This is a genomic window from Entomomonas asaccharolytica, assembly GCF_016653615.1.
GTDB classification, from domain to species: Bacteria; Pseudomonadota; Gammaproteobacteria; order Pseudomonadales; family Pseudomonadaceae; genus Entomomonas; species Entomomonas asaccharolytica.
This window is the reverse complement of the sequence record NZ_CP067393.1, coordinates 894,866-909,284: the sequence shown is the minus strand read 5'-3', so window position 1 is coordinate 909,284 and position 14,419 is coordinate 894,866. Positions and strand designations below refer to the sequence as shown.

At 35.5% G+C, this 14,419-nt stretch carries 11 protein-coding genes; 9 read left to right on the top strand and 2 right to left on the bottom strand.

Annotated elements, in window-relative coordinates:
• A complete protein-coding gene (locus JHT90_RS04105) occupies window positions 1-1,263 on the top strand; it encodes an ABC transporter permease (RefSeq protein WP_201094492.1) in 1,263 nt (420 codons plus the stop codon).
• Window positions 1,264-1,297: 34 nt separating this feature from the next.
• On the opposite strand, the gene JHT90_RS04100 is transcribed toward JHT90_RS04105, so the two are convergent.
• Complete coding sequence (locus tag JHT90_RS04100) at window positions 1,298-1,762, bottom strand: hypothetical protein (protein ID WP_201094490.1); 465 nt, start codon at window positions 1,760-1,762, stop codon at window positions 1,298-1,300.
• A gap of 244 nt (window positions 1,763-2,006) precedes the next feature.
• Here JHT90_RS04100 and JHT90_RS04095 point away from each other — a divergent pair, with 244 nt between their 5' ends.
• The 8 genes from JHT90_RS04095 to yacG all read left to right on the top strand — a co-directional run bounded on the left by JHT90_RS04095 (window position 2,007) and on the right by yacG (window position 12,183).
• A complete protein-coding gene (locus JHT90_RS04095; protein WP_201094488.1) occupies window positions 2,007-3,527 on the top strand; it encodes a fumarate hydratase in 1,521 nt (506 codons plus the stop codon).
• A gap of 57 nt (window positions 3,528-3,584) precedes the next feature.
• Entirely contained in the window at window positions 3,585-6,191 is a 2,607-nt protein-coding gene (locus JHT90_RS04090) for a PAS domain S-box protein (RefSeq protein WP_201094481.1), read from the top strand.
• A 4-nt stretch (window positions 6,192-6,195) separates the two neighbouring features.
• Window positions 6,196-7,176, top strand: a complete 981-nt coding sequence (locus JHT90_RS04085; RefSeq protein ID WP_201094479.1) for an HD domain-containing phosphohydrolase — start codon at window positions 6,196-6,198, stop codon at window positions 7,174-7,176.
• 165 nt (window positions 7,177-7,341) lie between these two features.
• Window positions 7,342-9,006 (top strand): type IV-A pilus assembly ATPase PilB, encoded by a 1,665-nt coding sequence (gene pilB / locus JHT90_RS04080; RefSeq protein ID WP_201094476.1) that lies wholly within the window; start codon window positions 7,342-7,344, stop codon window positions 9,004-9,006.
• A gap of 183 nt (window positions 9,007-9,189) precedes the next feature.
• Window positions 9,190-10,398, top strand: coding sequence for a type II secretion system F family protein (locus JHT90_RS04075; protein ID WP_201094475.1), 1,209 nt, complete (start codon window positions 9,190-9,192; stop codon window positions 10,396-10,398).
• Entirely contained in the window at window positions 10,395-11,270 is an 876-nt protein-coding gene (locus JHT90_RS04070) for a prepilin peptidase (protein WP_379971860.1), read from the top strand. Before JHT90_RS04075 ends, JHT90_RS04070 begins: the two co-directional genes overlap by 4 nt.
• Before the next feature lie 87 nt (window positions 11,271-11,357).
• Window positions 11,358-11,960 carry a dephospho-CoA kinase gene (gene coaE / locus JHT90_RS04065; RefSeq protein ID WP_201094471.1) on the top strand — a complete coding sequence of 201 codons (603 nt, stop codon included), beginning with the start codon at window positions 11,358-11,360 and terminating at the stop codon, window positions 11,958-11,960.
• A 4-nt stretch (window positions 11,961-11,964) separates the two neighbouring features.
• A complete protein-coding gene (yacG, locus tag JHT90_RS04060; RefSeq protein ID WP_201094467.1) occupies window positions 11,965-12,183 on the top strand; it encodes a DNA gyrase inhibitor YacG in 219 nt (72 codons plus the stop codon).
• A 50-nt stretch (window positions 12,184-12,233) separates the two neighbouring features.
• Here yacG and pnp read toward each other — a convergent pair whose 3' ends face one another.
• On the bottom strand, window positions 12,234-14,369 hold the full coding sequence (gene pnp / locus JHT90_RS04055; RefSeq protein WP_201094455.1) for a polyribonucleotide nucleotidyltransferase: 2,136 nt from the start codon (window positions 14,367-14,369) through the stop codon (window positions 12,234-12,236).
• Window positions 14,370-14,419: the final 50 nt, after the last annotated feature.

The following is a 14,419-nucleotide window of genomic DNA, read 5'->3' as shown; positions in this document are numbered from 1 at the left end:
ATGTATTTATTCCGCCTTGCTTTTGCTAGCTTGCGTAATCGATTGTTTACAGCACTTCTTACTATTATGGCAATTGCTTTATCTGTTTGTTTATTATTAGCGGTAGAACGTATAAGAACAGAGGCTAAAATGAGTTTTGCTAGTACTATAGCAGGTACCGATTTAATTGTGGGGGCTCGCTCAGGTTCAGTAAACTTGTTGCTATATTCTGTATTTAGAATTGGTAATGCAACTAATAATATTCATTGGTCTAGCTATCAAGCTATTAGCCATGATCCTCGTGTAGCATGGACAATTCCCCTTTCACTGGGTGACTCTCACCGAGGATATCGTGTGTTAGGCACTGACTTAAACTACTTTAAACACTATCAATTTGGTAATAAACAATCACTTCAATTTGTTGAAGGCAGAGCTTTTGAAGGTATATTTGATGTGGTATTAGGCGCTGAAGTAGCTAAAACATTAAATTACAAGCTGGATGAGAATATTGTATTGGCTCATGGGGTGAGTACGATTAGTTTAGTAAAACATAATGATAAGCCCTTTAGAATAGTAGGTATTCTTAAACAAACAGGAACGCCAGTTGATAGAACAGTACATATAAGTCTACAAGGCATAGAAGCGATTCATATTAATTGGCATAATGGTATGCCAGCTCTTAGCAATCAAAAAGTTTCAGCTGAGCAAGTTCAAGAATTAGATTTACAGCCTAAACAAATTACCGCTTTTTTGCTAGGGGTAAAAAATAAGGTAGCCACTTTCGCTTTACAACGGCAAATTAGTAACTATAAAGCTGAACCATTAATAGCTATTTTACCTGGTGTTGCTTTACAAGAGTTATGGGGTTTAATGAGCACGGCTGAACAGGCGTTATTAATTGTATCGCTTTTTGTAGTACTAACGGGATTAATTGGTATGTTAACCGCTATTTTAACTAGCCTTAATGAACGTCGTCGAGAAATGGCTATTTTACGATCAGTAGGCGCTAAACCTTGGCATATTGCTAGTTTGCTTATAACGGAATCTTTTATTCTGGCTTTTATTGGTATAGTTCTGGGGTTAGCTCTGTTATATGTTGGTATTTTAGCCAGTCAACATTGGATACAGACAAACTATGGTTTGTATATTAGTTTTAATTTACCTAGTGCCTATGAATGGGGATTATTGGCTTGTATTTTACTAGCCGCCATACTAATGGGACTTATTCCTGCTTGGCGCGCTTATCGTCAATCATTATCAGATGGCTTATCTATTAAGGTTTAGGAAAAATATTCCCTAAACCTTAATACTAAATAATTTATGACATTGATGAATAATCAACTGGAAAATCTACATCTAAGAAATCACCAGCTTCGCTACTTGTAGTACGTTTATAGGCATAAACCTCAATCTTACCACCTTTGCGTAAAACAATATCAGCAATTTCACGATATGATTGGTTAAAATCTCTAAACTTATATATATCAATTTTTATGGTATAGCTGATACCTTCATAAACATGGTCTCCATCACTTTGGGTAAGATCTGGCAAGCTGTTCAATAAATCCCTAAATTCATTACCCCCCAATACTTGTAAGTTTAACAGCTCAAATGCTACCTCATAGAGTGGTTTACCCATTTGTTTATGATCTTTGTTTGCACGACCTGCATTATCCACTACTTGTGAGATACGATATTTTATACCATCTAAATCATAACCATTAGAACTATAACCAACAAAAATAAGTTTTTCAAAATCGATACTTGCTTTATATCCTGCCATTTTTCTCTCCTGTAAGTTTTAGGAGATATAATTTTAATGATGTTCATATAGCTATTCCTTTTGTTCCAACCAGAGTTTTATTTGTTATTAATTGCTACTTACACCGCTCTCAATAACTTTATTAGCTAATTAATTTATTTAATAGACTAGTTATTAGATTTCTTCCCCTCTTAAGACTAAAGATAAGGTATAATTTTCTTTACGTTTTTTATAGTTTCCACCTCATAATAATAGAGAAACAACCATGACTGTGATTAAACAAGATGATCTTATTCAAAGTGTAGCCGATGCGCTACAATATATTTCTTATTATCATCCGCTTGATTTTATTGAAGCAATGAAAGAAGCTTATGACCGTGAAGAATCTCCCGCGGCTAAAGATGCTATTGCTCAAATCTTAGTAAACTCAAGAATGTGTGCTACTGGCCACCGACCAATCTGTCAAGATACAGGTATTGTCACTGTATTTGTTAAAGTTGGTATGGATGTGCAATGGGATGGTGCTACCATGAGCGTTGATGAGATGATCAATGAAGGCGTACGTCGTGCTTATACTTGCCCAGATAATGTTTTGCGTGCCTCTATTCTAGCTGACCCAGCAGGTGCTCGTAAAAACACCAAAGATAATACCCCAGCAGTTATTCATTACTCCATAGTGGCTGGTGATAAGGTTGAAGTGGATGTAGCCGCGAAAGGCGGTGGTTCAGAAAATAAAAGTAAAATGGCCATGTTAAACCCTTCAGACTCTATTGTAGACTGGGTGTTAAAAACTGTACCTACTATGGGGGCTGGCTGGTGTCCGCCTGGCATGTTAGGCATTGGTATTGGTGGTACAGCTGAGAAAGCAGCAGTAATGGCTAAACAAGTATTAATGGATCATATTGATATCCATGAATTAAAAGCGCGAGGCGCTCAAAATCGTGTTGAACAATTACGATTAGAGTTATTCGAAAAAGTCAATGAGCTAGGTATTGGTGCTCAAGGTTTAGGCGGTTTGACAACAGTACTTGATGTAAAAATCATGGACTACCCTACCCATGCGGCTTCTTTACCTGTATGCATGATACCTAACTGCGCCGCTACACGACACGCTCACTTTGTATTAGATGGTACTGGTGCAGCTGAATTAAAAGCGCCATCTCTATCTGCCTATCCAGAAGTAGCTTGGGGAGACTCAGGCGCAGCAAGACGCGTCAATTTAGATACATTAAAACCTGAAGATGTTTTACAGTGGAAATCAGGCGAAACTATTTTATTAAGTGGTAAGATGTTAACTGGCCGTGATGCTGCCCATAAACGTATGGTGGATATGTTAAATAATGGTGAGCAATTACCTGTTGATTTAAAAGGTCGTTTTATCTACTACGTTGGCCCTGTTGATCCTGTACGTGATGAAGTAGTTGGTCCTGCTGGCCCTACCACAGCAACACGGATGGATAAGTTTACTCGTCAAATTCTTGAGCAAACTGGTTTATTAGGTATGATTGGTAAATCAGAGCGTGGTCCAGCTGCTATTGATGCAATTAAAGATAACAAAGCTGTATATTTAATGGCCGTAGGCGGTGCAGCTTATTTAGTAGCACAAGCTATTAAAAAAGCTAATGTACTTGCTTTCCCTGAATTAGGAATGGAAGCGATCTATGAGTTTGATGTAGAAGATATGCCAGTTACTGTTGCAGTAGATAGTTCTGGGGTATCTGTTCATAACACTGGCCCTCAGATATGGCACGAAAAGATAATTGAAAAACTCAAGGAAACCAAGTAAAACTGAAAAGGCTTCTTAATAGAAGCCTTTTTACATCTGTATTGAGGAAAACCATTAGTGTATCACTCTATCTTTTATACTTTATTTTCTATTGTTTCTATTATTCTCTTTATCACAGTGCTTCTTTATTATCGTAATATTCTTAAAAGAGCCCGAGAAGACCAATCAAGATTAGAAGCTATTGTAAATACAGCTGTTGATGGAATTATTACAATTAATGAAAATGGATTAATACAGAGCTTTAACAAATCTGCAGAGCGTATTTTTGGCTGGAGCGCAGAGGAAGTTATAGGTCGCAATGTTAATATTCTAATGAATAATCATGATCAACAAAACCATGATCAATATTTACAACATTATCAGAAAACAAAAACCGCTAAAATAATTGGTTCTGGACGAGAACTAATCGCTGTAAAAAAAGATGGAACAAGCTTTCCTATTCGATTGACATTAGGCGAAGCAAAACTATCTGATCACTCAATTTACGTGAGCATTGTTATAGACATGACCCAACGTAAAATCATGGAAAATGCTTTACGTGAAAGTGAACAGCAATTTCGCTCGCTGGTTACTAATATCCCTGGTATTGCATTTCGAATCACTGCCAATTTAGAAAGAAAAGCAGTATTTATTAGTGAGGGTATTACAAAACTCACAGGTTTAAAGATGGAAGATATAACATCTGGTAAAAGATCTTATCTTGAAGTTATTAAACCTGAGTTTATGCCTCTACTAGATGAAACTTTATTAAAAGTCATAGAGACTAAAAAACCCTATACTATAGAATATCAAATAACACACCTCGATGGTCGGGACATTTGGGTTTGGGAAAGTTGCGTATACGTATCTAATGGAGATCAACAATGGATAGATGGAGTTATTTTTGATATTACTGATCGTCATTTAATTGAAGATCAAATACGTAATTCTAGAGATATGGCTGAAAAAAACGCAGCAAATACTTTGGAGTTTTTAGCTAATATAAGTCATGAAATAAGAACACCTCTGAATGCAGTATTTGGTTTTACTCATTTATTAGCTGAAACGCCTCTAAATTCTATTCAAAAACATTATATGGAGTCGGTAACGAGCGCTGCGAATTCTCTATTTTCCTTAATCAATAATGTACTCGATGTAATGAAGCTAGATCGTTCAGCAATGGAGCTAGAAAATATTGACTTTTCTTTAAAAGCCCTATTAGAAGATTGTGTAACCCTTTTTCGACTATCTGCTCAAACAAAAAATCTAAAACTTACCTTAAATTACTCTCCCACTTTGAAAACCTTTTTCAAAGGTGATCCTTTAAGAATACGTCAAATCATTACTAATATTGTCGCTAATGCAATTAAATTTACCAAACAAGGAGAAGTCAGTATTAATGCTTTTATGGATCAAAATAAAGTTCATATAGCGATTAAGGACACAGGTATTGGTATTAGTCCAAGTAATTTAGAAAAAATATTTATGCCTTTCACTCAAGAAGATGCATCAATGTCTCGCCACTTTGGTGGTACTGGCTTAGGAACGACTATTGCCAAACAGTTAACAGAACTTATGCAAGGTGAAATTACTGTAGAAAGCAAACTTAATGTTGGAACAACTTTTCATATAATCCTACCCTTACAAGAAGGAATTTATACAGCTCCAAAGGATAAAGAAATTCAACAAGAATTGCCTTCATTAACTATATTGGCTGTTGACGATATTTCTTATAATCTAGAGCTTCTAGAAATAATTCTAAAAAAAGAAGGCCATACGGTAATATCTAAAACTAATGGTTTTGATGCCATAGAGGCCTTTAAAACAAACCATTTTGACTTAGTATTTATGGATATACAAATGCCTGATCTGGATGGTATTGAAACAACTAGAATAATACGTGAATATGAACACACGCAGAATTTAAAACCAACTCCTATTCTAGCATTCACAGCCAATGTATTAGCACGTGAGCGACAAAATGCTCGTGCAGTAGGAATGAATGGTTTTGTAAAAAAACCATTTGATGCACATGATATAAAAAACGCTATTGCTACTGTATATTTTAATGGTTCCTTAAATGAATATTTTACTAATGATCATCATATTTCAATAGAAACTTCTTTATTACTAATTGATTGGACTAGAGCCATAAGCCTTTGGAACGATAAAGATCACTTAATTAAAATAATTTATAATTTTTTAATAGCTATCCAACAAGAATTAAGCACTTTTGAACTGACTACACAAAACACTGATTTATTTTTCAATATTATGCATAAAGCTAAAGGTGCTTCAGGAAACCTTTGTTTGTCAAAACTTTATAAATGTATATTAAAAATTGAACAACATAAAAATCCATTGGATATACATCAGCTCAATACTTTATTAAAAAGCTTTTTAGAAATTACAGAAGAAACTTTAAGAGAAGTTATTCCTTTGTTACCAACGACTGAACAACCTACAAAATCACCTGTGAATATCACATCTATAGATGATAAAACATTAATATCAGAAATAAGTACAAACTTAACACTAGGCAAAATGGATGATAGCCAAATACAAAGCGTATTTGATATATTGACTGCACATCACCAATATCAAGTTTTATCCCAACTTAAGGAGTTACTTGATAAATTTGAACTTACAAATGCTAGTTTTTTATTAAAAAACTTAATTAAGTAATCTTATGCCTGCTAAAATTTTATTAGTTGATGATGAACCATCTAACCTACAACTATTACGACAAACATTAAAAGATGATTATGAACTATTCTTTGCGAAAGATGGTAAAACATCCTTAGAGCTTGCTGAGCAAAACCAACCTGATCTAATTTTATTAGATGTCCTTATGCCTTTATTGGATGGTTTTGAAACCTGTCGTCAGTTAAAAAACAATCAAAAAACTAAGCATATTCCTGTTATTTTTGTTACCTCTCTTAATGATGCAATCGATGAATCCAAAGGTTTTGAGGTAGGTGGTGTAGATTATATTAGCAAACCTATAAAACCTATTACTGTAAAAGCTAGAATTAAAACACATCTTACCTTAGTAGATATTGCTGAATTACGTAGAACACAATTACAAATAGTGGAATGTCTTGGTCGAGCGGCTGAATATAAAGATGATGATACAGGACAGCATGTATCTCGAATGAGTCGTTATGCAAAAGTGTTAGCAAAAGCAGCAGGTTTTTCAGAAGAGCAAGCGGACTTATTAATGAATGCTGTGCCTATGCATGATATAGGAAAAATAGGTATTCCTGATTCTATCTTGATGAAACAAGCTGCTTTAACGCCAGAAGAATGGGATATTATGCGTACTCATGTAGCTATTGGGGTAGAAATTATTGGTGATGATCCTGCTGAACTTTTTAGGATAGCTAGAACGGTTGCTCAATATCATCATGAGAAATGGGATGGTTCAGGATATCCTCATGGTTTAAAACAACAACAAATTCCTATAGAAGCGAGAATTGTTGCAATTGCTGATGTATTTGATGCGCTTACTAATAACAGACCTTATAAGGCAGCTTGGTCTGTAGAACAGGCAATAGAATATATGTTAGAACAGAAGGAAAAGCATTTTGATCCTGATCTATTATCATTATTTATAGATAATATGCCTGCTATATTAGAAATCAAAGTTAAATTTGCAGATCAAAATTGATCTAAAAGATATGATCTACAACATAAAATCTATCAAAATGCTTTATTAGTAACGATACAATTAGTATACTTCCCTAATAAATAATCAAATATAGTATTACTATACATATTTATTAATTTTATAATCTATAGTCTCTATATTGTTCTAAGGATCATATTAACTATTATGAGCGCACAAAATCCTCCTTTAACTGGACTTCCAAGGCTGTTTGTAGATAATGATATCTTATCAGAAAATGATGTGCGCCAAGCCATGCAACAATCTAAGGTAGAACAATTACCGCTTGTTACTTATTTAGTACAGAATAAAATGGCTAGCGCGAAAAGCATTGCTATACTTATCTCAGAACAACTTGGATTGCCTCTTTTTGATTTAGGCAGTCTACAAATAGATGATGCATTAAAATCTGTAGTTACTGAAAAACTGGCTCGGCAACATCGCGCAATCCCCTTATGGAAACGTGGCAACAGTCTCTTCTTAGGTATTTCTGACCCATCTAATCAGCAAGGCTTGAGAGATATCCAATTTAATACTGGTTTACCTGTTGATGCGATTCTTGTTGAAGAAGATAAATTAAACTCTTTACTTGATCGTTTCTTTGATACTGAAGCAGAACAAGTCTCTGCTGGGCCTTTGCAAAAACCTGGCGTAGGGGATGATGAAAAAGAAGACGAAGCTGTGGTTAATTTTGTTAATCAAATGCTATTGAATGCTATACGTAGCGGTGCATCTGACTTACATTTTGAACCTTATGAAAAAAGTTATAGAGTACGTTTCCGCAGTGACGGTATCCTACAAATAAAATCTCGCCCTCCTATTGAATTAGCACCTCGTATTGCAGCACGTTTAAAAGTAATGTCTGATATGGATATTTCTGAACGTAGAAAGCCTCAAGATGGACGGATTAAATTAAAAGTATCAGAAAGAAAATCTATTGACTTCCGGGTTAATACTTGCCCTACACTCTGGGGTGAAAAAATAGTATTACGTATACTAGATTCCTCTAGCGCCCAAATGGGTATTGATTCACTTGGTTATGAACCTGACCAAAAAGCACTCTATTTAGAAGCCTTAAGTCACCCTCAAGGTATGATTTTAGTTACAGGACCAACAGGTTCTGGTAAAACTGTATCTCTCTATACGGGCTTAAATATCCTTAATACTCCCGATATTAATATCTCCACAGCAGAAGATCCTGTTGAAATTAACTTAGAAGGGATAAATCAAGTAAACGTTAATCCCAAACAGGGAATGGATTTCGCCGCAGCATTACGGGCATTCTTACGTCAGGATCCTGATGTTATCATGGTGGGTGAGATCCGTGACCTTGAAACTGCTGAAATTGCGATTAAAGCAGCACAAACAGGTCATATGGTAATGTCTACACTGCATACCAATAGTGCTCCTGAAACATTAACTCGTTTGATGAATATGGGTGTCGCTTCATTTAATATTGCAACCTCTGTTAACTTAATTATTGCGCAACGATTGGCTAGGCGTTTATGCCCACATTGTAAACAGGAAATGGAAATTCCTCATGAAGCTTTAATAAAAGCAGGATTTCCTCAAGATAAAATCGGCAACTTCACTGTTTATGGCCCTTTAGGTTGTGATCGTTGTAACAATGGTTACAAAGGTCGTGTGGGTATTTATGAAGTAGTAAAAATAACCCCTGCGTTACAACGTATTATTATGTCTGAAGGTAATGCTATTGAAATTGCTGATGAGGCAAGAAAAGAAGGTTTTCCTGATTTAAGAGCTTCTGGCCTCAAAAAAGTAATGGATGGTTTAACTAGTTTAGAAGAGGTAAATCGTGTTACATCGGATTAATAATCTGATAGGTAACAATTAAATTTTTGATATTCATCATATTTTGACTATCGAATAAATATTCAACTTCTATAGCTTGTAAGTTATGGTAGAATTAATACAGTAATTTATAGTTGTAATAATGGATTGATTATAAAGGATTTGACTTTTAAAAAGTCAAAATACTTGTAAAAAGAGGTGCTCATGGCGCAAGTAGCAAAAACACGTACTTATTTATGGAAAGGTGTAGATAAATCTGGTAACAAACTTAAAGGGGAATTAAATGCAACAGACCCTACCGTTATCAAAGCCATTCTCCGTAAACAGGGTATTACTGCTAAACAGATTAATCGAAAATTAGAGCTTAATATAGGCGGTAAAATCAAGCCTATTGATATTGCTATTTTTACTCGCCAAATGGCCACCATGATGAAAGCTGGTGTTCCTATGATACAAGCACTTGAGATTATTGCTGAGGGCGCTGAAAAACCTAAAATACGTGACCTACTAGATAATATTAAACAAGAGGTAGCATCAGGTAATAGTTTTACTTCATCTTTAAGAAAACGTCCTTTATATTTTGATGAGCTTTTTTGTAGTCTTATTGAAGCAGGTGAAAAATCTGGTACATTAGAAACCTTATTAGATCGAGTTGCTAGCTATAAAGAAAAAAGTGAATCATTAAAGAAAAAAGTTAAAAAAGCTATGATATATCCAGCAGCTATTCTAATTGTAGCTGTTGTTGTATCTGCCATCCTGTTAGTCAAAGTAGTGCCTCAGTTTGCTGCTATTTTCCAAAGTTTTGGAGCTGATTTACCTTGGTTAACTCAACAAGTTGTTGACTTATCAGAATACTTACAGTCTGATGGTTGGAAAGTACTTATCGCAATATTCGTTATTGGTTTCGTAATCAAAGAAGGCTATAAACGCTCTCCTGCTTTCCGTGACCTTATTGATAGAGGTCTATTACGTATCCCTATAGTGGGATCTATTATCTATAATTCTGCTGTTGCCCGTTTCACTCGTACATTATCTACTACTTTTGCTGCTGGTGTACCTCTTGTAGAAGCCTTAGATTCAGTAGCAGGCGCTACAGGTAATATTGTCTATAAAAAAGCAGTACTTAAAATTAAACAAGAAGTTTCTACTGGTAGACAACTTAATTTTGCTATGCGTGGTAGTAATGTATTCCCTCCATTAGCTATACAGTTAACTGCCATTGGTGAAGAGTCAGGTTCATTAGATAGTATGCTTGGTAAAGCAGCCAATTTTTATGAGGAAGCTGTAGATAATATTGTTGATAGTTTATCTGCACTGATGGAACCAATGATTATGGCTGTGTTAGGGGTTATTATTGGTACATTAATTATTGCTATGTACTTACCAATTTTCCAAATGGGTCAAGTTGTATAATATTAATGACTGTTTTTACCGAATTTCCTTTATTATTTATTTTTGCCTCCCTACTAATAGGTTTATTAGTAGGGAGTTTTCTTAATGTGGTTATTTATCGTCTGCCTAAGATGATGATCAATGCTTGGCAACAGGAAGCCCGTGAAATTCTTCAGCTACCTCAACCTACTGAGCCACACACCAAGTTTAATCTTTTTTTGCCCTGCTCCACTTGCCCTTATTGTGGTCATAAAATAACTGCTATAGAAAATATACCTATCATCAGTTACCTAATATTAAGAGGTCGTTGTAGAGGTTGTAAAGCATCTATTAGCAAACGCTATCCGCTTATTGAATTATGTTCAGGTATTCTGTCTGGTTGGATTGCTTGGTATTTTGGTTTCTCTGTGGAAGCCTTATTACTAATCTTTTTAACATGGGGGCTAATAGCAATGAGCATGATCGATATCGATCATCAACTATTACCTGATTCGTTAGTATTACCCTTATTATGGATAGGTATTCTTGCTAACACCTATGGTGTATTTCCTGATATCAGTATAAACAGTGCTATTTTAGGTGCTGTCATTGGCTATATGTCCCTATGGTCTGTAAATGCCCTCTTTAAGCTACTACGTGGCTATGATGGCATGGGTCATGGTGACTTTAAACTACTTGCGCTCTTTGGTGCTTGGGGTGGCTATCAAATTTTACCTGTAGTTATACTACTATCCGCTGCAGCTGGTGCAGTAATAGGTATCATTGGTGTATTATTATTCGCAGGTAAGAATAAGATGCCCTATGGCCCCTATTTAGCTATAGCAGGTTGGATTGCCTTAATTTGGGGGCAGGATATTGTGGCTGCCTATTTAAAATTTTCAGGTCTTAATTAACCTTCTCTCTTATTTATTAGGGATATTAATTTATATTAGTGTCCTTTACTATATCTTTTATTATTTATTAACAAGAGATCAACAACAGTGAAAAGTTGGACACTGGGTATTACAGGTGGTATAGGCAGTGGTAAAACTGCTGTAACTCAATTATTTGTTGATAAAGGAATTGAGGCTATCGACGCTGATCAAGCTGCCCGTTGGGTAGTGAGCAAAGGAAAACCTGCCCTAACAAAAATAGAACAACATTTTGGTTCAGAGATTTTATTAGCGGATGGTAATTTAAATCGTGCACTATTGCGCCAACAAATTTTTCAAAATCCACAACAGCGTAAATGGCTTGAAAATCTATTACACCCTATTATTCGCCAAGAGATTTGCCAATTTTTAGAAAACTCTAGCTCACCTTATAATATTTTAGTTTCACCTCTCCTTATAGAATCGAAACAATATGAACTCGTTAATCGAGTTTTGGTTATTGATACCAGTGAATCAATACAAATTAGTCGTAGCATGCAGCGAGATAATAACTCCGAACAACAAATTAAAGCTATTATGCAAACTCAACTTAGTAGAAATGAACGTCTTCATTATGCTGATGATATAATAGTTAATGATCAAGATATATCTCATTTAGAACAACAAGTAGAGCAATTACATCAATTTTATCTAACACTCTGTAAGAATTAAGTTTATGAAAAAACATCCCATTGTTAACTGTCCAACATGCCAGAAATCACTTACTTATAGTAGCAATAATCCCTATCGTCCTTTTTGTTCTAAACGTTGTAAGCTCATAGATTTAGGTGCATGGGCAGCAGAAGAACATAGCATTGCAGGGCAAGAATTAATCAGTGATGAGTTTATTTCAGAAGAAGAATTAGCAGAAATAATGTCTAAAAAGTTACATTAGTGCATTAAAAAACCCTGCTAAAGCAGGGTTTTTTAATAACTTATAAGCAATTATTCTTGTACTGGAATATCAGATACAGTAGGAGCTGAATTTTCAGCAGCAATTGCATCCTTAATAGATAACTTGATACGTCCACGATTGTCGACATCAATAACCATAACTTTAACTATTTGGCCTTCTTTTAATACATCTGTCACTTTCTCAATACGTTGGTCACTAATTTGTGAAATATGTACTAGACCATCTTTACCAGGTAAAATATTGACAAAAGCACCAAAATCAACAATACGTTCTACTTTACCATCATAGATCTTACCTACCTCAGCCTCTGCAGTAATACCTAATACACGTTGTTGAGCCATTTCAGCTGCTTCTTTTGTTTCACCAAAGATTTTGATTACACCGTTATCATCAATATCAATAGAAGCCTTTGTTTCTTCACAAATACCACGTATAACTGCACCACCTTTACCAATCACATCACGAATCTTATCAGGATCAATCTTGAAGGTAAGCATAGTAGGCGCATTAGAAGACAACTCACGGGACTCACTAATTACTTCATTCATTTGCTTAAGAATATGTAAACGAGCTTCTAACGCTTGGTTTAAGGCAATTTCCATAATTTCTTCAGTGATACCATTAATCTTGATATCCATTTGTAGCGCTGTAACACCTTGAGCAGTACCCGCTACTTTAAAGTCCATATCACCTAAATGGTCTTCATCACCTAAAATATCAGTTAATACTGCAAATTTATCACCTTCTTTTACTAAGCCCATAGCAATACCAGCAACAGGGGCGCGTAATGGAACACCAGCATCCATTAATGATAAAGAGGCACCACAAACCGAAGCCATAGAACTAGAACCATTAGACTCAGTAATCTCAGAAACTACACGTATTGTATAAGGGAAATCAGCTTCATTAGGTAATACTGCTTGTACACCACGACGTGCTAAACGGCCATGACCGATTTCACGACGCCCTACACCACCCATACGACCACACTCGCCTACAGAGTAAGGAGGGAAGTTATAATGCAACATAAATGCATCACGTTGCTCACCTTCTAAAGAATCTAGTAGTTGTGAATCGCGCGCAGTACCTAATGTTGTTACCACCAAAGCTTGTGTTTCACCACGGGTAAATAAAGCAGAACCATGAGTTTTACTTAACACGCCTGTTTGGATATTTAATGGACGTACTGTACGTGTATCACGGCCATCGATACGTGGCTGACCATCAACAATATTCTCACGAACAATTCGGTATTCTAATAGACCAAAAATATTTTTAACTTCTTGCTCAGAAGGCTGGCCTTCTTCACTACCAGCAAATTTAGCAACCGCTTGCTCACGTAAAGTATCTAGTGCAGCATAACGTTCTTGTTTTGCAGTAATGGTATAAGCTTTAGAAATAGCTTCACCTAACTCTGCTTTCAGCGCATTAATTAAAGCAGTATTTTCTACAGGTGCTTGCCATTCAATTACTGGCTTATTCACCGCAGCTGCAAACTCCTTAATCGCCTTAATTACTGCTTGCAATTCTTGATGAGCAAATAACACGCCACCAAGCATTTGATCTTCTGTTAATTCCTTAGCTTCAGATTCAACCATTAATACAGCAGTTTCTGTACCAGCAACTACCATGTCTAAATGTGAAGCTTGTAATTGTTCATAAGTAGGATTTAATAAATAACCAGAATCAATATGAAAACCTACACGTGCTGCACCTATAGGGCCTTCAAAAGGAATTCCTGAAATGGCTAAAGCAGCTGAAGTACCTATCATAGCAGCGATATCTGGATCAGACTTTTTATTAGTAGAAAGCACTGTACAAATTACTTGTACTTCGTTAACAAAACCTTCTGGAAATAATGGACGAATAGGACGATCAATTAAACGAGAAGTTAATGTTTCTTTTTCTGAAGGGCGGCTTTCACGCTTCAAAAAACCGCCAGGTATACGTCCAGCGGCATAAGTTTTTTCTTGATAATGAACAGATAATGGGAAGAAATCTTGCCCTTCTGTTGCATTTTTAGCAGCAACTACAGTTACTAATACACTTAAATCATTATCAATAGTAACTAACACTGCACCATTTGCCTGACGTGCAATACGACCTGTTTCTAAAGTTACCGTTGATTGACCAAATTGAAATTGTTTTTTAACCGGATTTAGCACGGTATATTCCTTCTTTATTTAACTTACATAATATGAAATTTGTTGATAAA

Excerpts from the sequence above, each read along its gene's own strand:
- JHT90_RS04085 (WP_201094479.1), top strand. The coding sequence starts at position 6,196 with ATGCCTGCTAAAATTTTATTAGTTGATGATGAACCATCTAACCTACAA.
- JHT90_RS04095 (WP_201094488.1), top strand. The coding sequence starts at position 2,007 with ATGACTGTGATTAAACAAGATGATCTTATTCAAAGTGTAGCCGATGCG.
- yacG (WP_201094467.1), top strand. The coding sequence starts at position 11,965 with ATGAAAAAACATCCCATTGTTAACTGTCCAACATGCCAGAAATCACTT.
- pilB (WP_201094476.1), top strand. The coding sequence starts at position 7,342 with ATGAGCGCACAAAATCCTCCTTTAACTGGACTTCCAAGGCTGTTTGTA.
- JHT90_RS04100 (WP_201094490.1), bottom strand. The coding sequence starts at position 1,762 with ATGGCAGGATATAAAGCAAGTATCGATTTTGAAAAACTTATTTTTGTT.
- JHT90_RS04075 (WP_201094475.1), top strand. The coding sequence starts at position 9,190 with ATGGCGCAAGTAGCAAAAACACGTACTTATTTATGGAAAGGTGTAGAT.
- JHT90_RS04105 (WP_201094492.1), top strand. The coding sequence starts at position 1 with ATGTATTTATTCCGCCTTGCTTTTGCTAGCTTGCGTAATCGATTGTTT.